Origin of the sequence: Pseudophaeobacter sp. TrK17, from assembly GCF_042192375.1 — a bacterium.
In the GTDB taxonomy this organism is placed as follows: domain Bacteria; phylum Pseudomonadota; class Alphaproteobacteria; order Rhodobacterales; family Rhodobacteraceae; genus Pseudophaeobacter.
The window spans coordinates 15,279-40,106 of record NZ_CP071702.1 but is presented as its reverse complement, the minus strand read 5'-3'; the positions used below and the strand labels follow the sequence as shown (position 1 = coordinate 40,106).

Genomic DNA, 24,828 nt, shown 5'->3' with positions numbered 1-24,828 from the left:
CGATAGGATATGAAAAACCGCGCGGCCATCTACGCCAGAGTTTCGACATCCGACCAGTCCTGTGAGCGACAGGTCGCGGAACTGACCGCATTTGCAGAACGCAGCGGCTATGACGTGGTCGGTGTGTTCAAGGAAAAGGCCTCCGGGGCCTTAGCCAATCGCACTGTCCGCAACCAGATCCTTGATCTCGCGCAGGCCCGACAGATAGATGCGATCCTGGTCAGTGAACTTTCCCGATGGGGACGTTCCACTCAGGACTTGCTCGATACCCTCAATCGGCTCGCAGGCTGGAAAGTCTCGGTCGTCGCCATGAACGGCATGACCTTCGAACTCGACACACCTCACGGTCGGATGATGGCCACCATGCTGGCCGGGATCGCCCAATTCGAGCGCGACCTTCTTAGCGAGCGTGTAAAATCAGGCCTGGCCGCTGCCCGTGCGCGCGGCAAAAAACTCGGTCGGCAGCCCGGACAGAGACCCAAATCTGACAAGCTTGCCCCGAAGGTGCTGCAGGCCGTTCAAGACGGCAGATCATACCGATGGATTGCGCGCGAACTCGGGATCTCCAAAAACACCGTCACTGACATCGTTAAACGACACAGGGATCACGCTTAGGGCATCATCTACATCCCCGACCACGATCAGCCAGAAAATGGTGGTCCGCCGACAGACCGTCTCACGGCCCGTCGGTGCATGATCTGGTTTTTCATGCGCCGTTCTGCCTTCCCCTACTGCCCAAAACGCAACGCGGAGAAGCCCCTCGGCGCCGACAAGTTGCCCATCCTGCGAGAAGAAGACACCTCAGTGTCGCCGCCGCTGCAGGATCAGGGGGGACGGTTTACCGTCGCCATACCCTGCTAGGGGGTGGGTACTTCCAGAAGAAGATTCTGAAGATTTATTTTTGTATTTTCACGGTCATCAAAGACAGTTGCCGTGTAAGGCGAGGATAGCAGCATGGCACTCAAAACGGAACACCTTAATAACGCGAAGGCAGCGCTCAAGTCGATGTCAACGCGACGCGAGAAGACACTGACAAGGGCCGATTTCATCACCGGCTTGATCAAGGATATACACGCAAAGATGACAGCCGGGTTCTCTCTTGAAGAGATCTGCGAAGAACTCAACACGACGCTCCCGGAGGACGATCAGCTCAACATGAACACGTTCAAAACATACGTCCGTCGCGCCCGGACCCAGGCCGGGATCGCACCGACCCGAGCGTGGACCCGCCGGACCGGTACACCCGAGCCCAAGATACAGACCACCCCGAACAAGGGGAGGACAAGGGGTCAGAAAGAAGACCCCGCATCAGATTTTAGAGATCAAGGAGGTGACCTGTGAAGCGGATTTTTTTCATACATGGAGACAAAGGCGGCGTCGGCAAAACAGAAGTTGCAAAGCGCATGGCCGCCGTGATGCTCCAGGCCGAACACCAGGTCACATTGGTCGATGGCGACGATAAAAACGCGGGCCTTCACGCCGCATTCAAACATAGTGACTTTGATGTGCGGCGCATCAAGGTCTTGACACCCGCTGGCCGCGATGCCCTCTTCGACGTCATCGCGGAAAGCCCCGGGGATGTCTTGATCGATTTACCCGCGCGCGGCTCGGACGTCACGGAGAGACTGCATCAGGACGGTGCCTCCGAAGATGGGTTCAGCCTCCCATTGCTGATGGCCGAGATCGACGCCGAATTGACCATCGTCTTCGTGATCGATCAGACCCGGTCGCCGATTGTCGCCCTACGTGAAGAGATGAAAGCCCTGCCAGAGACGACGAAGTGGATCGTCGTGCGCAACTGGCGCGAGGACCGCGCGTTCACGTTGTTCGACACGACGCAGACCAAAGCCGATCTCGAAGCCCGAGGGGCTGCCGTTATCGACATGATCCGGCTCGACCCCCGCGTGAATGACATTCTGGAGAACGCTGGCCTGAACCTGATCTCTGCGCAGACCTCAGACAAGCTCTCGATGCTCCAGAAGATGCGGGTGAAAGCAGCGCTGCGGTCCTGGTCCGAGCAGATGCAAATCGCGGGACTGCTCGAATGACTGATATTCCAGAAGACCTGTTCACCCTGATCTACCGCCGCGCACCCACGGAGCAAGACCGGGCCCGGTTATTGGCGGTCAAAGCGGGACTTGGCCTCTCTCCCCGGGACGAGATGTGGCCGGTGATGCTGGTACTCGACCACTACGAACGGACCATCCGGTCGGGCCGGACCGCAACCTTGCGCGATGTCGAGCGTGTTCTGGACGCATTGAAATCCGTCCCGGACCGCGCCGGGCCGATCGCGACGGCCGAAGCCCAGAAGGCGATCGCGCGCATCATCGAAAACGCCTCCGACCAGATCGCGCGGGACTCTGTGCAGAAATCCACCACCACGGCTGACAGGATCTCCCGGCGGCAGTTCATCGTCGCAGCCATCGTCGGCGCCCTTATTGCCGTCTGCCTCGCCGGTGCTGCGGCATGGGGGATGTATCTCTTACTCGAGGCCCGAGGCCTCTGCGCCGAACCACCGTTCCTGACCGGTGACGGACGGGTGGGATGTTTCATTCAGCGCTGAAGGCTGATCCGCTTCTCCGCCAGATGGCGTCGGCGGGATCAGCTGGGGGCGTTAGGAGGAGAAGGTGTGGGTTAGGCGTTTTCACGGCTGTGGCATAAAAAAGAAGGGACGGTGAATTGGGGCTGAGCAGACATGGCACGCGCAGGGGACGGGAAAGAGCGATCGAACCGCCGGAAGCGGCAGAACCTCCTTCAAAAGCGGGTGGACGATGACGAGTTGGATGATTTCATCAATCGCGCGCGTAAGGCTGGGTTCCAGAGCCACCGTGATTTTCTTGGCGCCCTGATCTCCGGCGAGGCCGGATTTGACCGCCGAGAGCGCCATGACCTCCTGCGCATCAAGGGCGAGCTGGGAAAGCAGGGATCGAACCTCAATCAGCTCACCTATGCCGTCAACGCCGGGCGTCTCACCGTCATGTCGGCCGATGACATGCGCATTATCCATGCGACCCTCGCTGCTGTTGAGCAGGCCTCTGCAGAGATCCGGGCGCTGCTGGCATGATCGGCGAGGCGATCAAAAGAGAGGGGGAGAAAGGGTCCGGTGGCGGCGCAGATGCCTTCAAGCCTGGCGTGGCTTATGTCTGCGGCAAAGCCGTCCGGATCGCCCTGCGCAACCTAGCCTCACCCGACTGGCGGCATGCGGCTGAGGACATGCGGCTCTCATCAGAGCTGAACAGCCGGGTCCGGAAGCCGTATTACCACTTGGTCCTCAGTTGGCATGAGCTGGAGCGGCCGACCGATGATCAAATGGTTGAGGCCGCGGATCACATGATCCGCAGCCTCGGACTGAAGGAGCACCAGATCGTCATCGGCACGCACCACGACACGAAGCGGCTGCATGTTCATCTTGTCTGTAACACCGTTCACCCTATCACCGGGAAAGTCTGGTCGAAGTCGAATGACCACCTTCGGATCGAGAAGGCCTGCCGGGAAATCGAGCTGGCACAAGGTTGGTCGCACGACCGGGGCCGGTTCGAGTTCGATGTGTCAGCCAACGGAACGGTGGAATTGAAACCCAACCCGACGGCCTGGGAGAAGAAGAAAGGTGATCGGGACGCCGGAAAGAGGCCCAAAACGTCGGGTGCGCGCAAGCGCGAGAAATCAATCGGGATCGAGACATTCGAGCACGGCATCCCCGCCGCCCTGAAGGTCCGGTTTGCAGAGGCCGTTGGCGCCGCGCGGGACTGGCAGGACTTGCACGCCGCCCTCGGGGCCCTTGGACTCCACTATTACAAGGCCGGGTCCGGCGCGCGGATCGGCATCCTGGGCAGCACCGAATGCTCGAAAGCCTCAGCCTTCGGGTCGAAGTTTTCCATCAAGAAGATGGAGGCTCAGCTTGGGACCTATGAAGATCCGGGCAGCGCATACGTCAATGATCGTAAAGAGGATCACAAGGAGATCGAAAGTATATCCGGGGTGGTCTGGGAAGAGGACCGCAAAGCGACCGCATCCTCGGCGTTCAAGCTGACCCTCTTGCGCCGCATCTATTGCGACCTTCATCTCGATCCCGCTGTGTCCGAGGCGATAAGCTTTGTCGATCTGCAGGATGTCCCGCCTCAGATCACCTTCCGGGATAACGTGACCCTGGTCGATCACGGCGACCGCCTGACGACATCCCGCAGCACCCGAGAGACGCGAACGGCCATGATCGCGATTGCCAAGGCCAAGGGGTGGTCCTCTGTGAAGTTCACAGGTTCACCTGACTTTGTACGTCTTGCGTCTCTTGAGGCCGCACGGGCAGGCCTGCCCGTACATGGAGCCCCAGAGGACATTCAGGCGCAGTGTGATGCAATTCTGGAACGGCTGGAGCGCCAACAGCGCCGCATCGAGGCCGAGACCCGGGCGGCGGCGAGGGCGGCCCATGAAGCCGGCGCAAACCGCGATCAGGCGATCGAGGAAAATGTCGCGGAACGGGCGGAGGCCACGGCCCAGCTTGAGGAGATGACGGCCGAGGCCAGGGCTGTGTTCGACGCAATCGGCTCCGGGCGTGATCCCGTCCGGACGGCCCTGCGGACCGTGGCGCATGCGGAAGAACAGCGGATCACAGCAGAGCTGCCGGATCGTCGAAGCGTCTCCGCTCCGCAAGCTGCACCGGACGCAGATCGTGGCGGCGGCAGCAAGAAGCGTCGGATCGCTAAGGTGGTCAAGGAGAACGACCATCATGAGTTGGTCCGGATGCGGGCAGTCCATATCGACGAGATCGCCGCACGGGGTGGCTGGTCCTACGCCCCCAAGCACAGGGACGGCCATAGCGATCCGCAGGGCCGGGTTCTGCGCACCTATGTGCGCGGCGCTGAGACGATCAAGGCGACACGGAAAGGTGCGACCTGGGTCTGGACAAACAACAAGACCGGCGCGTCCGGCTCGGTCATCGACCTCTGGCTGTCGGACAATTCGGGATCGACCTTGGGCGATGCGCGCAAGGCATTCCGCGAGATCATGGGGACCGACACGTCGACACCGGTGCCCACGGGAGCACCGCACCAGGACGACAGGCAGCAAGATCACACCGAAGCCCGGCGCAGGTGGGAGGAGGCCCCCTATATCGAGGACCGGCGGACCTACGCAGAGGATAGGGGCATCTCGAAAGCGACCCTGTACCGCTTCCGGGACGATGTGCGCTGTGGTGCTTTTGGCGGCATCTACTTCGCACATCGCAATCCCGAGACCGGCGATATCGTGGGGTTTGAACAGCGATGGGAAAAGGATGGTCAGAAAAACACGGCGCGCTTTGCCAAGGGCGGCGTGAAGACGGTCTCGGTCCTCGGCAATCCGAAAACCGCCACGCGTATGGTGGTCTTCGAAGGCGGCCTTGACGCCCTCGCGCTCGCGGAGTTCGAGGCCCAGGAAGACACGATCTACGTCAGCACGGGCGGTGGGTTCGGGCCGAGGACGGAAGCAGCCCTCCTCAAGTCTGCCGAGGGCCGGCAGGTTCTCACAGGTTTCGACAATGACGTGGCGGGGGATGACCTTCACAGGCAGCTCACCGGTCTCCTGCCCGGGGCGAAGCGTCTTGCACCGCCGGCGCACGTCAAGGGCACAAAGAAGCCCTGCAAGGACTGGCTCGATGTTCTTAATGCATCCAAGGGTGCATCCTCGCCCCCCATGCCGCCAGCCCGTCCACGTTCCGCCGGTAAAGTTGAAAACGAAGTCCCGCAGCTAGTGCGCGCTCCACATTTGGATGAGACTGAAATGCCAAATCCTGGCTGACCTAAAATGCGTCGCAGCCCGACAAACAGAGAGGAGGTTGCGTCACACCGTCGCCCAAAAGTGAACACAGCGCTTCTGCAAATGAAGAAAAATAAGGGCGGCGGACCTTATGATACGATCCTGCCCCCAGCCGGAATTGATGCGGTGGATGCCCCCTCCTCGAACGGCATCGCGATGTGCCATGGTGGTTATTCAACCACCACCAAAGAGAAAGGGAGCACCCATGGAAGAAGATATCATCATTGGCGTTGATCTGGCAAAGAACGTTTTCCAGCTGCACGGCGCGCGCCGGGATGGACAGGTTGTGTTTCGGAAGAAATTGAGCCGACCACAATTTGCCAAGTTTTGCGCCGAACATCCACGCAGCCTTTTCGCCATGGAAGCCTGCGCGACAGCCCATTATTGGGCACGCGAACTGATGTCGTTGGGTCATGAAGTGAGGCTCATTCCACCGATCTATGTCAAGCCATTCGTAAAGCGCCACAAGAATGATGCGGCAGATGCGGAGGCCATCACCGAAGCTGCGCTGCGGCCCAACATGTCCTTTGTCGTGCCAAAATCCGCTGAAACCCAGGCACTGACCATGATGATGCGCACACGGGACCAGCTGTTGGAGCAACGCACTGCAACCGTGAACGCCTTGCGCGGCCATCTTGCGGAATTCGGGCTGATTGCACCTGTTGGGTTGAAGAATGTTGAGCGGCTCCGGGAGCTGGTCGATGTCCATCCTGATCTTCCGGAACTGGTCGTGACGATGGCCAAGTTGCATTTCAACCGCATCGACCAGCTCTCGGAAGAGGTCGATACGCTCACCGGGCGGATCAAGAGCCATTGCGCCGACAGTCCAAAGGCACGACGGTTGCAAACCATGCCCGGCATTGGGCCGATTGCCGCGATGGTGATCGAAGCGTTTGCGCCAGACATGAAGTGCTTTGAAAAAGGGCGGGACTTCGCGGCTTGGCTTGGTTTGGTCCCCAAACAGCATTCGACGGGAGGCAAAACCCGACTTGGACAGACCAGTAAAATGGGTCAAAAGGACATTCGCCGCGCGCTGATTATCGGCGCGATGAGCTGCATTGCCGCCGCCGCGCGGCGCGGCAAACGCTGCCATCCTTGGCTACAAGACAAGCTGGACCGCAAACCAAAGATGGTGGCCGCTGTGGCACTCGCCAATAGAATGGCCCGCCAGATTTGGGCGATGATCACCAGAGAACAAGGCTACCAGTCAAATCAGGAGGTGGCCGCATAAGCTTCTGTCCCGCTTGCATTAAGTGGGCAGATGGCAAGGAATGCTCTGAAGTGATGGACGTCGATTGAACAGATCCTGATTGGAAAGCCAGATAGGGGTAGGGCGCTTACAGCCCGCGGAATCGAATTGGACCCAATCAGCGAACTGACCATCATGGCCCGCGGCGCGTAAAAGCCGCAACACGAGGCCGAATACACGACCGCAATCAAATCGCTGGAAATCAGCTCAGGAAATCCTTGCAAAACCGGGGGCATCCATACACGACCCCCAAATGACCCTTGCCATCACGCCGCAGCCAGCATCCGCGTCCTCGTCCCGCCGATCCTGGCCGGGGTACTGACGGAGCCCGCCCGCGTGGATGCGATGTTCCGAAACACCCTCCGAGGGTCGTGCTGGTCTTCAGCCTCAAATGCGATGTCTCGACCCCTCGCGTCTTGCCCCGCTGACGATGTGCGTGAGGTGCGCACCATCCCCAGCCCGTACCGATGCGGATGGGCCGCACGCTGACGGACCGGGTAGAGGGATAACGGTGCTGGCCGCCGCAGACTGCCGATCACGCATGACCAATCGCACGCGCCATAAGACATGACGAAAGGGCCGCGCCAAGCGCGACCCCCTCTCTTCAATCCTGCGACGCCTTCTTAGCCGGGTCAGCAACCCGCATGACCGTCAGGCCTTTCGCTTCCGCCTTCTGCCCGAGGTTCAGCGCGACCCCGTTGCCGCCGAAGAGTACAACCCCCGTCGCCGCGAACTTGTCGTCCAGCATCTCGTCGTTGCACTTGAACGGTGCCGCCCGCCCATGCGCGGACCAGCGCGGATCGAAGCGCGCTTGTGCGACCCCGCGTGCGCGCGCCCACCGGGCCGCAATCATCTCCGCCCCGTGCTTGCCACCCTTGTGGCAGAGGAAGATCTCCTGGTTGCGGTTCTGCTTGATCCGTTCGCGAACCTTGTCGAGCGTGTTGAAGATCACATCGACATCGGTCCAGTCGGTGGCGCCTGAGACGATCAGGGGCACCCCCTCGACTTTCGACTTCTCGGCGGTTTCACGGTCGTGCTGCTCCAGGAGCTGCCGCGCCTCGAAGACCGCCCCGGTCTCTTGCGCCCGGATGCTTGCGCGCGACCCGGCTGCCGGGATGAAGGCGTGGCCCGTCTCGATCTCGTAGCATTCCGCCGCTGCCTCGCTCATCACCTCGATGGCGCTGACAATCTCGCGCAGCTGCAGAAAGCGCGCCTGCGCCTCTTCGAGCGCGGTCTCGGCGATCTCCGATCCGTCATGGGATTTTGCCAGCGCGCCGATCTTGTCAGCGGTGCGGTCGACCTCCTTGCCGAGTGCCACCTTGCGGCGCTGCAGGATCGTCGCGAGCCCATGGGCCAGCGGTTCGATCTCTGCTTCAAGCCCGGTCCCCCGCAGCTGCCCGAGCAATGCCTCGAAGCTCTCGCGGATGATGTGGTCGGTCAGGATCTGGTCCTCCGGGATCGGCAGCTGCGTGTCCTTCTCGGTCAGTCCGAAAAGCTCGATGGTCTCGTAGGTGTTTGCGGTGTCGTAAGCCATGTCTGGTCTCCAGTGTTCGTTTCCAAGGCCACCACGTGAGTGTGGGGGCATGGCCGAATGCCTGGTTTCCGAATCTGCCCGGGTCAGGGACGGCGCAGCCGCCGGCTTGCCGGGCGCAAAAGTTTTCCGAGCGCGGCACCCGACACACGCGCACCCTCACGCACGGGACCGCCCCACACCAATGGCGCCGCCCTCGCCGAAAAGTTTTGCGATCCTTGACGCGGGCTGATTTGGGGGCCATCCGGAGGATATGCTTCCGCACTCATGTGTGTGTGTTTTCACGGTAGGTTTGCCCGACCCGAGCAGGCAAACGGACCGACCGGACGCGGAAGACGGATGGAGCGGCGGGATCGTTTTGGCCTCGGGCCAAAACAGACCAGAGCGCAATCCGGCGGAGCGGCCGGGGAGGGACGTGCTCGCGAGGCGGGCAAACCGGGATGCCAGGCGCGACGCCGCGGTGAGGCCGCATGGCCGAATGCGCGACGGACCGAAGGGCCGTTCTCCCCTGTGACACGCGAAGCCGAGCTGGGGAGGCCGACAGGCAAGACCGCAGGTCGATGGTCGAGAGCACAAAACCGACACACTCTACCTCCAAACAGCGCAAATTGTCTGGTCTGCTAAAGGGTTCGAATGTAGAAAAGACCTTAGCATCAGTGAAAATGATCATTCAGAAAGAGCAGTTCGACCTTGGCTTCCGCCCAACAACTCATCGGTCTCGTTAAGAGCCACGCAGAAGGGGACGTTGATCGTTTTTACGATCTGGCGATGCAACTCTCTGCGGCCGAAGAGCAGAAGGGGCATACCCGTCTGGCTGAACAGTTGCGACAATGGGCTGAAGCGGGGCAGAAGCCGCCTGCGAAGCGAACCCTTGCGATCACTCCCATCGCAACACCCCGCGGTGATCTGGCGGAGTTCCTTGCTGCGTCCTATCCGACCGAGCGCCTCGTCGATGTCATCTTGCCAGACAGGATCGAGAGCGAACTCGCGCATCTCGTTGTCGAGACACGAATGCGCGAAAAGCTCGAGGCAAAAGGGTTGAAACCACGGCGGCGCGTTCTCCTCTCCGGTCCTCCTGGAACCGGCAAGACCCTGAGTGCTTCAGCGCTTGCCGGTGAGCTGCAGTACCCCCTCTTTTCGGTCATGCTCCACGGGCTGATCACGAAGTTCATGGGTGAAACAGCGCAGAAGCTGAAGATGATCTTCGATGCCGTCAAGACGACGCGTGGTATCTATCTCTTCGACGAAATCGACGCATTGGCTGCGGCCCGGGGCGGCGAGAACGACGTCGGCGAGGCCCGACGGGTTCTGAACTCGTTCCTACAGTTTCTGGATGAGGATGCTGGTCCTTCGATCATCATTGCGACTACAAACCTGCCGGGAATTCTTGACCGCGCGGTGCTGCGCCGCTTCGATCTCGTTTTGCCATATGTCATGCCCGATGGCCCGGCCATTCGGCAGGCGCTCGAGCGCCGTTTGATCGGTTTCTCACTGGCTCGCATGGGATGGAAACGGGTGACGGATGTTGCAACCGGCCTCTCGACGGCCGATGTTGTGGCGGCGGCGGAAGATGCCGCTCGACGTGCCGTGCTGAATGATACCGACAAGATTGCGACACAGGATTTGCTTGATGCCCTCGAACGCCGACGGTCGCTCCAAGAATTAGGGACCGATGACAATGGCGCGAGACCTTCTACACTTCCACCTTCGCAATCTCGGACAACCTCGCCCGTTCCAAGCAAAGGGCGGGGGCGGGTCCAAAAGACCAAGTGACGTCCCCAATCGCGCGGCGCACGCCCAAGCATTGCTTCAGGCCATCGACGCGCTGCCGGATATTCCAGCAGCCGAAATTCCTGGCGTTTATCTGGAAGTCCGCTCTCGAGTAGACGAACGTCTGAAAAAAGACAGCTTGGACGCCAGCGGCCTGATGCTTCTTCGCATCGAAGATGCTCCAGTTCCCGGTGGCGCCGAAGAGCGAGCGACGGTGTTTGCGACAGCCAAGGGTATCGAAAAGCTGCGCAAGAAGGTCGAGCAGTTTCGGACTGAAGACACGCCTGATCGCGAAAAAGATGGTGAAATCGTCCCAGGCCGTCCGAAGAACGCGGACCTTGTGCAAAGTGTCGCTGCCATCACGGAAGCGGGGTTGCGTGCCCTCTGGCGCAGCCCCCCAGGCAAATTTCCCGGAGTGGATGTTGCGACCGTCTGGGAGGTTTGGCTCGAGCCTAATATGACCGAAGCCTTCGTCGCGGCCGCACCAAACTACGGCGTCACAGTGGGAGCGGATCGACTGGAGTTTCCCGAAGATACCGTTGTAGTCGCACAGGCCGATCGCAATCAGCTCGCTCAGGCCGTCCGCCGACTGGGCGGCGTGCGCGCCCTTGCCGCTCCGACCATCACAGCGGATTTCTTCGACGGCTTGCCAGTGGCCGAACAGGCGCAGTGGGTCGACGAACTGGCGGGTCGTACGACCTACACTGACAATCCCGATCCAGGCTACGTTACGCTTTTGGATACCGGTGTCAGTCGCGCTCATCCTCTCATTCAGCCGGCGCTCAGCGTGGATGACCGACATGCCGCCAACCCAGCTTGGGGACTGGAGGACGTGAAGGGCCATGGCACGGAGATGGGAGGACTGGCGCTCTTTGGCGATCTCACGCCGAAGCTGCACCAGGCGAATCCAGTTTCCGTCTTGAACCGTCTGGAATCTGTGAAGCTGCTCCCTGATGCAGGGATGAACCCGCATCATCTCCTCGGCTCGGTTACCAGGCAGGCGATCAATACAGTAGAACTGGTTGGTCACCGACGCCGGACGTTCACCATGACGACGACGACAGGCGAGGATACGCCGCACGACGGCGCTCCCACCTCCTGGTCAACGGAAGTCGATCAGCTTGCCGCCGGTGTATCAGGTGAAATCAAACATCAGCGCCTGGTGCTTGTTTCCGCAGGGAATACCGACAACTTCACCTTTGGTGCCGGAAACTACCTCGACCGATGCGATCACGAGGACAACGAAATCGAGTCGCCGGCCCAAGCGTGGAATGTTCTGTCTGTCGGGGCCTTCACAGAGAAGACCGTACTGCCAGACGGAGAGCCGGCCCAAGCGCTTGCACCATTCGGCGATCTATCGCCAGCTTCGAGAACTGCATCGTGGTCGTCCCATTGGCCGAACAAGCCGGACGTCGTCCTTGAGGGTGGAAACTGGGCGCTAAGTGCCATGCCACCGCCAATGCGGCATGGATGGTTATCGCTGCTTTCGACACACCACAATTACCCGGTCCGATCCTTCACATTCACCTTCGACACCAGCGCGGCGACCGCGCTTGCAGCGAAGGATGTAACGGAACTCTGGTCGGACTATCCGACGCTTTGGCCCGAGACAGTGCGTGGTCTCTACGTGTCGTCAGCGCGGTGGACGCAGCAGATGCGTGAGCATCTGCCGGCCCAGCCAAACAAGGGCCACTTCACGCCCCTATTTCAGCGCTATGGGTATGGTGTGCCGGACATGGCGCGTGCCCGCCGCAGCGCGTCAAACGCGCTGACCCTCATCGTGGAAGACACGATAACGCCGTACGGGATTTCTAAAAAGACCGGAGGTGATGTCCACAACGAAATGAAGCTGTTCGCCCTTCCCTGGCCCATTGAGGCTTTGCGCGCGCTCGGCAATGCTGATGTGACCTTGCGGGTGGCACTCAGCAGCTTTATCGCTCCGAACCCGTCCGAAGCTTCGCGCGGCGTTCGGTATCGCTACGCGTCCCACAACTTACGTTTCCAACTCAATCGCGCTGGCGAGAACGAAGCCCAATTTCTGGCCCGGATCAGCAAGGCGGCCGAACAGCCCGATGGTCCTGCAAGCGACGAAGATGATCTTTGGGACTTCGGTAGCAATCGGCGCCATGTCGGATCGCTCCATATAGATCAGCTGACATGCAAGGCTTCAGATCTGGCGCGGCGCAACTTGCTGGCTGTTCACCCAGTCACCGGTTGGTGGAAGTCGAAAAAGCTTCTCGCTGAGGGTTTGCCTTCCGTACGCTACGCACTGATTGTGGAAATCGACGCGGCAGAGTTGGACACCGAGCTCTACGCCGAGGTTCAAGTTGCTGTTGACGCATTGATTGCCGCTCAAGCGGTTGCACAAGTCTGACTTTGATCGAAACTCCGCGCGGCACTTGCGATCTAGGAGTCTCATCTACACCGGAACGCCAATTGAAGTGGCAGTTCGATCGCTCTATTGAAGTAAACACAGTAAAAGGGGAACCGTGTTCCCACGGCTCCCCTTTTGGCTCAGGTCTTTTGGTCTCATGCCAAGGTCACGCGACCAGCGACAACCCCGCATCCTGCGCCTGCTCACCGCTGTCGATGAACGGGATGATCGAGAAGGTCTGACCGCCGCGCTGCTCTTCGTTCTGCACGGCGTTCACGCGCAGGTCGCCATCGGGCGTGTTGACAAGCAGCGACAGGTAGTCGTTGCCCGTGCGGCTGCTTTTCGCCATCCAGGCCGAGCCGACGCGGATCGGTGTGCCACGGGGCGAGCTGACCTCGATGCGGTAATCGGGGTGGGTCTCCTCGGCTTTGTAGCTGTTCTCGATCAGCATGAACTCCAGATCGAACATCATGTTGGCGATGTAGCCGGTGAAGGCGTTGTCAGCGTCCATGGCGGTGAGCTCGCCCGAGATCGAGCCGGACTTCATCAGGCCGTTCGAGACCAGCGGGATGATCTCGAACGCGCCGCTTTGGGCCGCGCGCGCCTCTTTCGTCTGCACCGCGTTGACACGGAACGGGCCCAAGCCGACATCGATCTGCATCGAGATATACGGGTTGCCGCTGGTATTGCCGGTCTCGTTCCAGGCCGTGCCGATGCGCACCTTGCGGCCTGATTTGTTGACTGCGGTCACATCGAAATCCGGGCTGCGTTCGGACATCTTGGCCCGCGCCTCCAACTGGATGGCGATGTCAAAGCGCATCGAGTGGATCATGCCGGTGTACTGAGCGGCTGCGGTCTCGACATTGCGGGTGAGGGTTCCTGCGAACATGGGATGGTTCCTTTTGGATTGGCCGGTGTCTGACGTCCTTGCCAGCGCATCCGGGATTGCTTTTTCGACCCCTCGTGGGGTCACAAATCAAAAAGCCTGCTTTCCTTTCAGCCCCGCCCACGGGTCAGAGCTGCCGTCCGAGTGGGAATGCTCCCGCGCCTCCGGGTGCTACGCCCCTCTCCTGCCCGTCTGGTCTTGATTGGCTGCCCGAATTTTCGCGCCGTCCTCCGATTGCGCGACGAAAAACTCTCCCTCTTTACCGTTCAACCTTTGCCCGCCCCGATCGGTCAGGCCGATGCAGCTGCCGTTCGGCACGTAGGTGATCAGGTACTGTCCGAGCCTGTCCTTGTGGACAACGTAGCCGGTATTAGTCCAATGCACGGTCTGGCCGGCATCAACGGCCGCCTTAATGTCATCGAGTGTCATATGATCCTCCTCACGAAGAATGGTGGGGAAACGACGCAAGAAGCCCGATCTTCCAACCGGGCTTCAGTGCGGCATTCAATTGGCAAAAAGCCGGGTCCTGTCAGGCACTCTGTGCCGCTTGCATCGCGCGCGCCGCCATCCAATCCTTCAGGCCAAGAACCGTTCGTCCGGCGGCGACTTCGGAGGCCCAGGCGACTCTTGGGTCGCCGCAGGGCTCCCCGCTGACATGCTGCTCGATATGGCCATTGGCCATCCATGGCTCTGGCTGGATCCGTCGCAGCCAGTCCGCCATGCTCGGAATGCGGCCCTGGCAGTCTTCGCGGACATGCTGCTCGCCGATCCAGCGCACGGGTATGTCCCGACCCGCGCTATTGATCAGGGTCAGACCGAAGACACGTTCGGCCTCGAACAGACCTTGGGCATGATGGCGCAAGGCCCGGTGCGTGAAGAGCGCGAGGTGCTCTTTCGAGGCGTCGAACCAGTCGTGGATGTCCTGATAGTCAGACGGCACCCCGCCGAATTTCCGGGCGGAGCTTTCGGCATGATGAAGCGGATGGGCCATCTCACAGCCCCTCGTCATAGCTGTGCGAGCATTCGACATAGCGGTCCGCGTGATCGAGCGTGATGCTGTCTAGTGCTATGTCCCAGGTCAGTGTGCCGTAGCCGCCCTCGTTGTTTTCGAACCCCGGGTGATGGTGATAAGCGAGCGACCAGGCGAAGTCGCCAACCTCTGTAGCAAGCGCCTCCGGCAGTTGGACCTCTGCAGGCTGCACCGTCACATCCTCGACATTGCCAGAGTCGCCATAGCCTTCGTATTCGGCGGTGACCTCGCTGATGCCAAGCGCACGTAGTTGCGCGAGCAGGTCCGTTCGGGATGCCTTCAAGGTAGTTTCACGCTCCGCGCGCCACTGAGCCGCCAGTGCGGCATAGTCTATTTGGGGATTGGTCATGGGTCTGTCCTCTTGTCCGAATTTGGGGGGCCGGGCGTGGCATTGGTCAGCGCGCGCCCGGAAAGCGCGGACCGGCCAAACCCCGATCCGCGACGCCCGGCCCAAAGCCCGCTTTGGCTTTTCAGGCGGCTTGTTCTGCCGCTCTAGCGGCTCGCTGCCCCACGATCCGTGCCAGAATGCTTCCCGTGTCAATCCCGTCCCCATGCGGCAGGAACACCCGCAACTGGAAGGCGATGATCTCCGTGAAACACCCCATGGCCTTGAGGCCATCAATCATGCCCCGATCCGCACCAGAGAGCTCGAGGCGCATCTCGCCTGCGACCCGGCGACGGGTCAGGGTGAGACCCCGGCCCAGATCCACAGGTGCGGTGGTGCCCAATGCGGCGGTCAGCATCTCCTGCGGCGTTTGCGGATTGGAGACGAGAAACCGGGCGCGGAGCGCGGCCGCCCCTTCTTCGCTCAACGTGCGCCCGATCATGGCCGTCTCCCCGTCAGGCGTGACCCTGTAGATGCGTTCATTCGTGGCCGGAATGTTCTTCCAGATCGGCAACAGCAGCCCGGTCAGCAGGTAGAGCTTGGTCGTGGTGGTTTTCGGCAGGGACGCAGCCTCGGCATCCCAAAGCCGTGCGAACTCGGGCCTTCCGATGTCTTCCCAGGCCGAAGACTCGGACCGCGTCTCCTCCAGATAGCTCGACCCGTTTGGCCGCACGGCCTTGCGCATCAGCGTCACGATATCCTCGTCATACATCTGCATCGGGCGCGCCGAGATGAGCGCCGCGCGACCCGAAGCACGGTTGACCATGGGGAGCTTGTCGGGATTGCGCGACAGGGCGTCATCTGCCGACAGCACATGGACCGGGTCGGTTACCTCGAGCCCGATGATCCGCGTCACGGCACCGGATTTCGGGCAGGTCCAGAGATCCTCCGTGGAGACCTGTTCGATCTTTTCGCCACGCAGGGTTTCCACGCCGAGATCAAGCGTGCCCGCCGCGCGCGCCCGTTCCGTCTGGTCAGATATTCTCGCCATGAACTCGGCAAAGAGCGCGTTCTGCATGTGGATGGGCAGCGCCAGCACCCGGTTGAGAAACCGCTGGATCGGGGGAAGCTCTTCGAGCAGCACCCCGTCCTTGTCGATCAGCCGCAGGGCCGTCCAGTCGGTGAAGCTCTCGTAGCTCATCGCCTCAGCGCGCCCGGCGGCAAGATCAGCGAAATACCCACGTAGTGCGGCCCGCGCGATCGGGCTTTCGAGATTGTCCTCCTCGCGGAACATGCCTTGCGAGCCGGTCTCGCGCTGGCCCTTGGTCAAGGCCCCCAGCTGGTCGAGGCGCTTGGCTATAGTCGAGGTGAAACGCTTTTCGCCATGCACATCCGAGGTGCAGACCCGGAAGAAGGGTGCGCTGATCTGGGCCGAACGATGCGTGCGGCCCAGCCCCTGAATGGCCGCATCGGCGCGCCAGCCGGGCTCCAGCAGGTAATGCCGTCGCCGCTTCTGGTTCTTCGCCGTTTGCGCCGCATGATAGGAGCGGCCTGTGCCACCCGCATCGGAGAAGATCAGGATGTTCTTCTCGCCTTCCATGAAGGCTTGGGTCTCGGAGGAATTGCTGCTGGCCGACCGCTTCTCGATGAAGAGATGGCCATCGTCGGCCTTCAGTGGCCGGATCGAGCGCCCGGTCACCTCCGCCACGGCCTCGTCGCCGAAGGCCCAGAGGATCTGATCGAGCGCCGAGGGGATCGGTGCCAGTGTCATCAGTTCCATCATTGCCGCATCGCGCAAGGCGAGCGCCTCGCGCGAGACGACCAGCGCGCCGGTCTCATCCCGCAAAGGCTCAGCCACCATGTTGCCGTCGATCTCGACCAACTTTTGCGCATGGATCGGGAAGGCCTGCTCAAGATAACCCAGCACGTAGTCGCGAGGCGTCAGGGCACCCTCAACGAGTTCATCCTCCGGATCCATGGTCTCAAGTCGCCGCTTCAACAGGCTCTCACCCGTCGAGACCACCTGGATGACGCAAGCCTTGCCTGCCGACAGATCTTCCTCGATGGCACGGACGATGCTCGGGGCCTTCATGCCCATTAGGAGATGATTGAAGAACCGTTGTTTCGTGCTCTCGAAACGGGACTTGGCCGAGGCGCGTGCGGCGGAGGCGTTGGTCTCGCCGGAAGCGTCATTGACGCCGGTGGCGGTCAGGGCTGCCTCGAGATTGTGGTGGATCGTGCGAAACGCACCCGCATAGGCGTCGTAGATCTCGGTTTGGGCCGGGGTCAGTGCATGTTCCAGCACGTCATATTCCACCCCATCGAAGCTGAGCGCGCGGGCCGTGTAGAGCCCGAGTGTCTTGAGGTCGCGCGCGACCACCTCCATGGCAGCGACGCCGCCCGCCTCCATCGCCGAGACGAAACTTTCGCGGCTAGGGAAGGGGTATTCGGGCCCCTGCCCCCAGAGCTCCAGCCGCGCGGCATAGGCGAGGTTGTGTACGCTCGTGGCGCCCGTGGCCGAGATGTAAAAGACGCGAGCACGCGGCGCGGCCAGTTGCAGCCGCAGGCCCGCAAGGCCCTGCTGCGAGGGTTTGACCCCCCTGCCCTCAACAGACCCGGCCGCGTTCTGCATGGCATGGGCTTCGTCGAAAGCCAGAACACCATCGAACCCCGCGCCCATCCAGTCGAGGACCTGGCTCAGCCGTGTGGTGCCGCATTTGCCCGCCGAACGCAGCGTGGCGTAGGTGACGAAGAGGATGCCGTCGCCCATGGGGATGGGCTGATCCGGTTTCCATTTCGACAGCGGCTGAATGTCGGCGGGCGAGCCGCCGAGATCGGTCCAGTCGCGGATGGCGTCCTCGATGAGCGTGGCGGACTTCGAGACCCAGACGGCCTTATGGCGTCCGGCGAGCCATCCCGCGAGGATCAGCCCCGCACATTCCCGACCCTTGCCGCAGCCGGTGCCGTCACCGAGGAAGTAGCCGAGGCGATAGGCACGCGCATCCGGGTCATCATCGGCACGCGTCAGCTTTGTCTGGTCGTCATCGATGGTAAAACGCCCCGGCAAGTCGCGCCCATGGGCATCATTGGCCATGATGATGGTCTCAAGTTGCGCCTCGGAGAGGTGTCCCTCTTCGATCAGTCGGGCGGGCAGGCGCAAGTCATCACCGCCCGTGTTTGAGGGCATGGGCGGGGCAACCGAGGCCATGGCGATGCTTTCAACGAGCGGCGTGGGATGTTCCTGTGCACCTGCGATCTCGATCCGCTGCGGCCGGTAGCGCGCATAGATGTCCGAGATGGGCGTGTTGTCGCGAGGGGTCTCAAAGCTTGTGAAGCTGAGCGGACGGACGGCATTGGCCCGGGGTTTGGAGGGGGCGACAGGCGCAGCGGCGGTCTTGCGCGGGGCAGAGGATGGAACGGTCGGCCGCCCGTTAGGGATCGCCGCTGCCTGTTGTACGCGGCGCATCTCGGTCCTGGTTGCGGCCACGGCATCGACATATGCCAAGGCTTCATCCAGATCCCGCACAGGGACGCGGATCATTTCGCCGTCCTCCTGCACCTTGTCAAAGACCATCAGCTGGGTTTCGACAGAGGTGCCGAGCTTGCGGTAGACCTGCCCCGGCATCGTCAACGCCAAGCGCGGCGTCAGGAGACCGCAGGCGCGTGACCAATGCGCGGCATCGCGTTCGGGCGTGAATCCCGGCGGCATGATCGCCACAAGCCGCCCGCCGGGTGCCAGACGCTTGGCAGCCGCGATGAGATGCTTGGCGGCGATGTGTTTGTCCCGGGAGCGGTCGACCGAGGAGGCGAAGGGCGGGTTCATCACCACGACGTCGGGTAGAACCGGCGTTTGCAGCAGATCATCGATATGCTCGCCGTCATGGCCTGTGACCTCGCCGCCGAAAACCGCGCGCAGGAGGCGCTGGCGAAAGGGGTCGATCTCGTTGAGCACAAGCGTGGCACCGGCCCGGGCGGCGAAAGCGGCCAGGGCACCGGTGCCAGCCGAGGGCTCCAGAACGGTCTCGCCCTTGCGGATCGCCGTGGCCTGCAAGACCAGCGCCGCGAATGGCAGCGGCGTGGAAAACTGCTGCAGCCGGATCTGCTGCTCTGACCGGCGGGTTTCCGTGAGGAGCCGTGAGGCAAGCAGCCTTGCAGCGGCGATGTCACCTGCCGCGCCGTCCCCACGCAGCACAACCTGGATGGCCGCGGCCTGCATCAGGTCATATGCCATGCGCCAGTCCCAGGCACCGCCAGCATCGCTGCCATGAAACGTCTCGCGCATGATACGCGCGAGCGCTGAACTGCGCAGGGGCTGGTTGTCAACCTCCGCGCCGATCTGCGCGAGGGCAGAGGTGAGGTTAGCGTCGGATTCAACAGGATTGGGGAGCGTTGAGAGAGGCTTGGACATGGGGGTTTCCTTTGGATCAGGGTCTGAGTTCCAAAGACAAAAAGCCCTCTTTCGCTTTTCGGGGTGACGGGGGTCAGACCGCGCTGACCTCCAAGGCTTGGTCAGGACTTGGGTTCGACCTCCCGTTTCGCATCAATCAATGCCTGTGCGGCCTGCATCACCTGAACTTGAGATGTTCCCGTGCATTCCTCCTCCAGCGCGGCCTGCACCTTCGCGCGAAACCACGCGTCATACGAATTGACATCAGCCGCCACGGAAATGCTCCTCGAGCCCGATATCCAGCAGCTTGCCGAGGTCATCGGGCATGTCTGCAACGCGCACAGCAATTGGGAAACGGTGCCCCGTCAGGTCAGGCGCGCATTGCTCCTCTAGACCGAGGTGCTGCCTATCCTTTTCCGTCTCATTCATTGTGCTTTCTCCGACCGCATTATCAGCCGATGCTACATCTTCGAGCGTGGCGTCGTAAATGATAATGCCAAAGGGTCATAGCAAGCTGGCCCACTTACCGATCGGGCACCGCTTCAAGGGATTTCTCGAACCGCTTGCCTGCCGCTGCAGCTTCTTTCAAGAGCGCGTCGAAATTGTCAGGTGGGTTGCCATCTTCCAGCATCCCTTTGAACGTCGCATAGGCATCCGTCTTGCTGCCATAGGCGCGCAGGGTCTTGTCGTCATTCACCCATGCCACCACGATGACCTTCGCATCGCTGTTGAACCGGTAGAACAGCCGATACTGCTGGAAGAATTTCGCCCGGAACCAGTGCTTGCGGTGATCGCCGAGTGTGCCGCCTTGCCGGAAGGCGGCGGCACCCGGATCTGCCGGTATGGCCTCGGTGACCAGCTTGAAGATGGCGGCCAGCCGTTTCGTGGAATTCTTCTTGCGCCAGGTCTTGGGATCGCGTGCCTTACGCACCTCGACTTCCTCGATCAGCCCTTCGAGCTGGTCCAGAAAGAGCGGATGCGCATAAATCGACCATCCGTTTACGACAAGGGGCGCTTGGGCGGGCACGCTATCGCCGCTCATTCATCCTCGAGCGATAGCGGCGCATCGAGATCGACGTCAACGTCTCCGACCAGTGCTGCAAGACGGTCATGCAAAGCCCCATCGAACGCCCGAATGCGGTCCGGATGCGCCTTGATATCAGCCTCGATAAAATCGAGAAAGGCTCCGAGCACGGGATCTTCCTCGTCGCTGCGCACGGGCTCGATATAGACCCTGCCACTCGGCTCGGTGCAGTAACGAATCTGGTCGCCCTTGCCCAGCTTGAGCTGTTTGCGCACACCCGCCGGCACGGTCGTCTGATACCGATCCGTGAGTTTCGAGATATCTTGTGCGAGGGCTGTCATGGCAGTCTCCTGAAAGAAAGGGGGTCTTTGCTACCTGCGATAGGTAATGCATTTGCATTGCCTTGTCAAGACAAGCCGCAGCATCTGCTGTCGCCGGGCAGGTCGATGAACCGTCCGGCGCAGGACCTAATTTCGCCCCGCCAGGAACTCCGCCAGCACCGGGCTAGCCGCACCTTTCGCGGAGCTGAGCAGCTCCGAGCCCGCAAGCGAGGCCTTCGACAGGCGTACGAGCCCACCAGTTTCCTCGATGCGGTAGCAGCGGCGCTTTTGCCGCCCGCGCCGGTAGTGGGTCGCGGTGACAATCTGGCAGGTACTGCCATCGGTGAGCGTCACAGGTGCTGCGAGCTTGATCTTGTCGCCTTCCTCGTAGTCCGGGATCGCAGCCCAGTCCTGGCAGCGCTGGCGCCAGGCGTGAGCATAGCTGTCTGGGTCTTTCAGCTCGGACAGCAGGGCCAATAGGCTCAGTGGCGCGCGGGATTCGACCGGTCCCGCGCTTTCCTCCATGTCCTTGTAGCCCCAGCAGCCGTCATCATATCGGGTAAGGAATACGGCGGCGAAAGTGATGGAGCCATCCGCATCGGTGACATAGGTCGTGTCTTCGACAGGGGTGCCGTCGATATTTGTGACCTTTGCCGCCGCGTACCAGGTGAAGCCGACCTTGCATGCCTTGACCAGTTCGGTTCTGCGCGTATCGCCATGAGAGGTGCAGAGCCGGGCGATTTCCGCTTTCTCATCCGCGTAGGTCTGGACACGGCGGTCGGTGTAGAAAAGCCATCCCATTTCAGAGTCCTTTCTCTCTGGAGGAATTATGTGTCGCCAATGTCCCGAGAGCGCGAAGCGCGGCAGGGTATTGGCGATGCGAGTCTGAGAAAGGGCGCGTTACGCCGCCCTCCGATCATCGAGCTCCATGAGCGCATCGAGCGGCACGCGGTAGGGCTGCATGGCGTCAAAATCCTCGCAATTGCCGCAGTTCTGCACGATCGCGAAGGTGTCGCAGGCATCCTTGAGGATGACCCGGAAGGTGCCGCCGAGGCCCGAGGGCACCTCGTAGGTCCCGCCGATGAGATAGTCCGAGGCCCGGCGCACGAAGACGCGGATGCTGTGGCCATCGGTGGCCAGCCGGATGGCCCCCCGCCCCCGGTCGATGAGAACCTGCACGTCATCGAGGATGTCGGTGTAGAACTGGCCGGTCAGATCGCGAAACGCCATGCGGCGCTGCGCCATCCAGTCGGTGTCCCGAAACGGGTTCATGCCGTCGGCGAAGGCGAAAGAGGGATCGGCCTGTTCGGTGGTGACGATTCGGGTGGTCGTGCCATCGATGCCGTTTGAGCGCAGATGCACACCATTGCCGACGATCAGGATCAGGGCGGGCCTGTCCACGGGCCCGTTCCAGTTGGGCAGGAAGGTTTTGCAGGCGCGCGCATGGGCGATCTGTGCCGCAACAGCGGACGCAGAGAACTTGAGAATAGCCATGAGGATGTCTTTCGGTTGGGTGTGGGAGGGTCGACCCGCGCGCTCGGAATGCTCCGCGCGGGTCACTTGATGCGTCAGGCCGCTTGCGCGACCTCGCTGGCAGGCTCCGGAGTTTCCACGGTGGGCTCCGCCTCCTCAAAGGCGACACCGGCGGTCTGCATCATCGGCGGGCACCAGGCGGCCACGGCAGCGCGCTGCGCGTCCGTGAGTGTGGCGAAGGGTTCGGCGAAGAGCTTGTCACAAAAGGCGACGATCTCCTTCTTGCTCGACGAGGCCAGCGTCACCGCCTCCTGGGCGAGACCCAGATCTTCGCCGAGGATCCTCAGGAGCCAGGCCTTCTTGAAGCGGTTGAAGAGCGCCGCATTCGGCGTCCAGTGGGCGCGAATGTCGGGCATGATCTCAATCTCGAAGTCATGCATCAGGCTGTCGCGCTGGCGGTCCCGCGCGAAGCAGGACTGCGTGGTGCTGGCCGTGGCATAGGCCACAAGCTTGGCCTTCTCGCCGGCCTCCAGCGCGCGAAACGCCGCGAACTGATCCGCGGGCGCGCGGGTGTCATCGAGCCAGGACAGATCAAGCGCATCATGCGCTAGCGCCACCTGCTCCAGCGAGGTGCCATCGATCTCGTCCATCTTGGCATGGCTGCGGTATTCCTTGCGGGCCTCGACCTTGATCGCCTGCGTGACACTCATGCCGCTGGCCAGAACGTCGCTCACCAGCTTGAAGAGGGTCAGATCGAGCGTGGCCTCGGGGTGCAGCGCCATCGCTGCCCCGAGGGCCATGGCCCGCTCGGTCTTGAGATCCTCGGCCAGCGAGGCTGGATAAGTGATTTCGCCCGGGTCCGGGGCCTCCTCCCCGGTCGGGCTAGCCGAGGAGCCGCGTGCGCCCTCCTCATTGACGGTGTCTTCCGGGCGGACGAGGCCAACATGGAGGGTCAGCTGCCCGCCCGACCAGGACGCGATTACCCCAGACCGCGCGAGGTCCTCGGCGCTGTAGGCCTCCTGCAGGTCGCGGGCTTCCTCTTCCAAGGCGTCCACGCGGTCGTAAAGCGCGTTGTAGGCACCGTCCTCGAGCCCCTCATCCTCCATCTCGAGCTGCAATTTCTCAAGCTCGGCGGTGATCTCATCGATGCGCTTTTGGGCCGCCTCATCGGGCTCGATCGGGCCGGGATAGACGCGGCCGTAGTCGGCCATGGTCGCGTAATCATAGCGCACCATCGCATCGGCCCATGCAAAGCCCAGCCTCATACGGGCCTCTTCGGCAGCGGCACCGAGCTTCTCGAGCAAAATGGTCTCGACCAGCGCCGTATCCTCAAGCACGGAATGCTCTTCCAGAAGGTCAGCCGCGACAGCACCGCCCCGCGCCTCGTAGTCTTCGCGCACGAAAGCCCCGATATCATCGCTGACCTGCACCCCGCGGGATTTGAGTGCCTGACGGACGGTATAGGCCTGCAGATAGCCGCCGTCTTTCGTGAGCGCCTCAAAGACCTCGCGCTGCGCTTCCTGGCTCGGGTGCTCGGCGAAGGCCTTCATCGTGTCGAGCGTGATCACCTTGCCCCGGGCCGCGGCGCGGATGTCGGGGTGGATCAGGCCATAGCGCAACCGGCCTTTCACGGCCGCCACTGTGGTGCCGAAGGTCTTTGCGATGGTCTCGGGCGTCTGGCCGTCGACCTCCATCATCCGGGCGAAGGCCTCGAACTCGTCGATCGCATTCATCGGCGCCTGGGTAATGTTCTCGGCGAGGGACAGCGCCGTCGTCACGTCACAATCCTCTGGCACGAGGCGGCAGTCGATCTTGGTCTTGGCGGTGAAGCCCTTGGCTGCCTTGTCCGCGACCAGCTCCTTCAGCGCGGCATGTCGCCGGCCGCCGGCGAGGACGGCACATTTGCCGTCGATCTTCTGGACCAGGAGCGGCTGGAGCAGGCCCAGCACAGCTATGCTGGCCTTCAGATGCGCGATGTTTTCGGGATCATAGGTTTCCGGCGAGTTGGCCCCGTACGCACGAAGGGGTTCAAAAACGGCCACATTTCATGAGAGTGCTGTTGTGCGCTTGATGCGGTCGATTGTTGCGACACCGACGTTGAAGTCGCGCGCGATGGCACGAATGGATTTTCCCTCTTTGAGCATGGCCCTGACCTGATCCTGCTGGTGTGGTGTCAGCTTCAGCTTGCGTCCGAACTTCACGCCGCGTTTCTTTGCGGAGGTCCGTCCTTCTTCTGTGCGTTCATTGATGATGTTGCGTTCAAGTTCAGAAAGTCCAGCAAAAACAGTAAGTAAGAACTTTCCCATGGAGCTTGTTGTGTCGGCCCAGGGTTCCCGCAGGGAGCGGAATGATGCTCCGACGGCCTCTACCTTCTGGGTAATCACGAAGAGATCACTGGTTGATCGGGCCAGACGGTCGAGGCTGGTGACGACCAACGTATCACTGGGCTGTAGGGAAGCGATCATCTTTTCAAGCTGAGGCCTGCGCCGGTCAAACCCCGTGATTTTTTCCTGGAAGATCGTGTCACAACCTTCGCTCTGGAGGTGTTCGATCTGACTTTCTAGGTTCTGGCCAGTCGTCGAGACCCTCGCGTACCCGATCAGCATGGATTTTGCCCGGATTTAAGGCGCCATATACGGAACAAATATACGGATTTTACAAGGCGCTGA

The 24,828-nt window shown here is 61.6% G+C and carries 22 protein-coding genes and 1 pseudogene; 9 read left to right on the top strand and 14 right to left on the bottom strand.

Annotated elements, in window-relative coordinates; genetic code table 11:
- Positions 1-9: 9 nt before the first annotated feature.
- The 7 genes from JZI28_RS21810 to JZI28_RS21780 all read left to right on the top strand — a co-directional run bounded on the left by JZI28_RS21810 (position 10) and on the right by JZI28_RS21780 (position 7,021).
- Complete coding sequence (locus JZI28_RS21810; protein WP_375700294.1) at positions 10-615, top strand: recombinase family protein; 606 nt, start codon at positions 10-12, stop codon at positions 613-615.
- Positions 616-954: 339 nt separating this feature from the next.
- Positions 955-1,341, top strand: coding sequence for a hypothetical protein (locus JZI28_RS21805; protein ID WP_375700293.1), 387 nt, complete (start codon positions 955-957; stop codon positions 1,339-1,341).
- Positions 1,338-2,048: a hypothetical protein gene (locus JZI28_RS21800; protein ID WP_375700292.1), complete on the top strand. Its 711-nt coding sequence runs from the start codon at positions 1,338-1,340 to the stop codon at positions 2,046-2,048. Before JZI28_RS21805 ends, JZI28_RS21800 begins: the two co-directional genes overlap by 4 nt.
- Positions 2,045-2,563 carry a hypothetical protein gene (locus JZI28_RS21795; RefSeq protein ID WP_375700291.1) on the top strand — a complete coding sequence of 173 codons (519 nt, stop codon included), beginning with the start codon at positions 2,045-2,047 and terminating at the stop codon, positions 2,561-2,563. The genes JZI28_RS21800 and JZI28_RS21795 overlap by 4 nt, the downstream gene beginning before the upstream one ends.
- Positions 2,564-2,695: 132 nt before the next feature.
- The gene (locus JZI28_RS21790) at positions 2,696-3,064 is read left to right on the top strand and encodes a hypothetical protein (RefSeq protein ID WP_375700290.1); all 369 of its coding nucleotides are present in this window, start codon (positions 2,696-2,698) and stop codon (positions 3,062-3,064) included.
- Entirely contained in the window at positions 3,061-5,772 is a 2,712-nt protein-coding gene (locus JZI28_RS21785; RefSeq protein ID WP_375700289.1) for a relaxase/mobilization nuclease domain-containing protein, read from the top strand. The genes JZI28_RS21790 and JZI28_RS21785 overlap by 4 nt, the downstream gene beginning before the upstream one ends.
- Before the next feature lie 223 nt (positions 5,773-5,995).
- Positions 5,996-7,021 (top strand): IS110 family transposase, encoded by a 1,026-nt coding sequence (locus JZI28_RS21780; RefSeq protein ID WP_375699407.1) that lies wholly within the window; start codon positions 5,996-5,998, stop codon positions 7,019-7,021.
- A 622-nt stretch (positions 7,022-7,643) separates the two neighbouring features.
- Here JZI28_RS21780 and JZI28_RS21775 read toward each other — a convergent pair.
- Positions 7,644-8,573: a DUF2493 domain-containing protein gene (locus JZI28_RS21775; RefSeq protein WP_375700288.1), complete on the bottom strand. Its 930-nt coding sequence runs from the start codon at positions 8,571-8,573 to the stop codon at positions 7,644-7,646.
- Between the two features lie 687 nt (positions 8,574-9,260).
- On the opposite strand from JZI28_RS21775, the gene JZI28_RS21770 reads away from it, so the two are divergent.
- Both JZI28_RS21770 and JZI28_RS21765 read left to right on the top strand, forming a co-directional pair.
- Entirely contained in the window at positions 9,261-10,343 is a 1,083-nt protein-coding gene (locus JZI28_RS21770; protein WP_348484082.1) for an ATP-binding protein, read from the top strand.
- A 31-nt stretch (positions 10,344-10,374) separates the two neighbouring features.
- On the top strand, positions 10,375-12,714 hold the full coding sequence (locus tag JZI28_RS21765) for a S8 family peptidase (protein ID WP_348484081.1): 2,340 nt from the start codon (positions 10,375-10,377) through the stop codon (positions 12,712-12,714).
- A gap of 166 nt (positions 12,715-12,880) precedes the next feature.
- Here the strand turns inward: JZI28_RS21765 and JZI28_RS21760 are convergent, their stop codons facing one another.
- The 13 genes and pseudogenes from JZI28_RS21760 to JZI28_RS21700 form a co-directional block, all read right to left on the bottom strand.
- Complete coding sequence (locus JZI28_RS21760; RefSeq protein ID WP_375700287.1) at positions 12,881-13,603, bottom strand: DUF736 family protein; 723 nt, start codon at positions 13,601-13,603, stop codon at positions 12,881-12,883.
- Between the two features lie 124 nt (positions 13,604-13,727).
- Positions 13,728-14,029 (bottom strand): annotated as a pseudogene (locus JZI28_RS21755) (hypothetical protein).
- 100 nt (positions 14,030-14,129) lie between these two features.
- On the bottom strand, positions 14,130-14,591 hold the full coding sequence (locus tag JZI28_RS21750) for a DUF6915 family protein (protein WP_375700286.1): 462 nt from the start codon (positions 14,589-14,591) through the stop codon (positions 14,130-14,132).
- Between the two features lies 1 nt (position 14,592).
- Entirely contained in the window at positions 14,593-14,979 is a 387-nt protein-coding gene (locus JZI28_RS21745) for a DUF6878 family protein (RefSeq protein ID WP_375700285.1), read from the bottom strand.
- 121 nt (positions 14,980-15,100) lie between these two features.
- Positions 15,101-19,363, bottom strand: a complete 4,263-nt coding sequence (locus tag JZI28_RS21740; protein WP_375700284.1) for a strawberry notch-like NTP hydrolase domain-containing protein — start codon at positions 19,361-19,363, stop codon at positions 15,101-15,103.
- A gap of 101 nt (positions 19,364-19,464) precedes the next feature.
- The gene (locus JZI28_RS21735; RefSeq protein ID WP_009820264.1) at positions 19,465-19,617 is read right to left on the bottom strand and encodes a hypothetical protein; all 153 of its coding nucleotides are present in this window, start codon (positions 19,615-19,617) and stop codon (positions 19,465-19,467) included.
- Positions 19,607-19,771: a hypothetical protein gene (locus JZI28_RS21730; protein ID WP_199861156.1), complete on the bottom strand. Its 165-nt coding sequence runs from the start codon at positions 19,769-19,771 to the stop codon at positions 19,607-19,609. The genes JZI28_RS21735 and JZI28_RS21730 overlap by 11 nt, the downstream gene beginning before the upstream one ends.
- Before the next feature lie 94 nt (positions 19,772-19,865).
- Entirely contained in the window at positions 19,866-20,384 is a 519-nt protein-coding gene (locus JZI28_RS21725; RefSeq protein ID WP_093362911.1) for a type II toxin-antitoxin system YhaV family toxin, read from the bottom strand.
- The gene (locus tag JZI28_RS21720; RefSeq protein WP_375700283.1) at positions 20,381-20,707 is read right to left on the bottom strand and encodes a type II toxin-antitoxin system PrlF family antitoxin; all 327 of its coding nucleotides are present in this window, start codon (positions 20,705-20,707) and stop codon (positions 20,381-20,383) included. The genes JZI28_RS21725 and JZI28_RS21720 overlap by 4 nt, the downstream gene beginning before the upstream one ends.
- Positions 20,708-20,833: 126 nt before the next feature.
- Positions 20,834-21,487 carry a DUF6927 domain-containing protein gene (locus tag JZI28_RS21715; RefSeq protein ID WP_375700282.1) on the bottom strand — a complete coding sequence of 218 codons (654 nt, stop codon included), beginning with the start codon at positions 21,485-21,487 and terminating at the stop codon, positions 20,834-20,836.
- 99 nt (positions 21,488-21,586) lie between these two features.
- The gene (locus JZI28_RS21710; RefSeq protein ID WP_092765105.1) at positions 21,587-22,180 is read right to left on the bottom strand and encodes a regulator; all 594 of its coding nucleotides are present in this window, start codon (positions 22,178-22,180) and stop codon (positions 21,587-21,589) included.
- Positions 22,181-22,254: 74 nt separating this feature from the next.
- The gene (locus JZI28_RS21705) at positions 22,255-24,201 is read right to left on the bottom strand and encodes a ParB/RepB/Spo0J family partition protein (RefSeq protein ID WP_375700281.1); all 1,947 of its coding nucleotides are present in this window, start codon (positions 24,199-24,201) and stop codon (positions 22,255-22,257) included.
- A 3-nt stretch (positions 24,202-24,204) separates the two neighbouring features.
- Positions 24,205-24,765 carry a recombinase family protein gene (locus JZI28_RS21700; protein WP_047998007.1) on the bottom strand — a complete coding sequence of 187 codons (561 nt, stop codon included), beginning with the start codon at positions 24,763-24,765 and terminating at the stop codon, positions 24,205-24,207.
- Between the last annotated feature and the right edge of the window lie 63 nt (positions 24,766-24,828).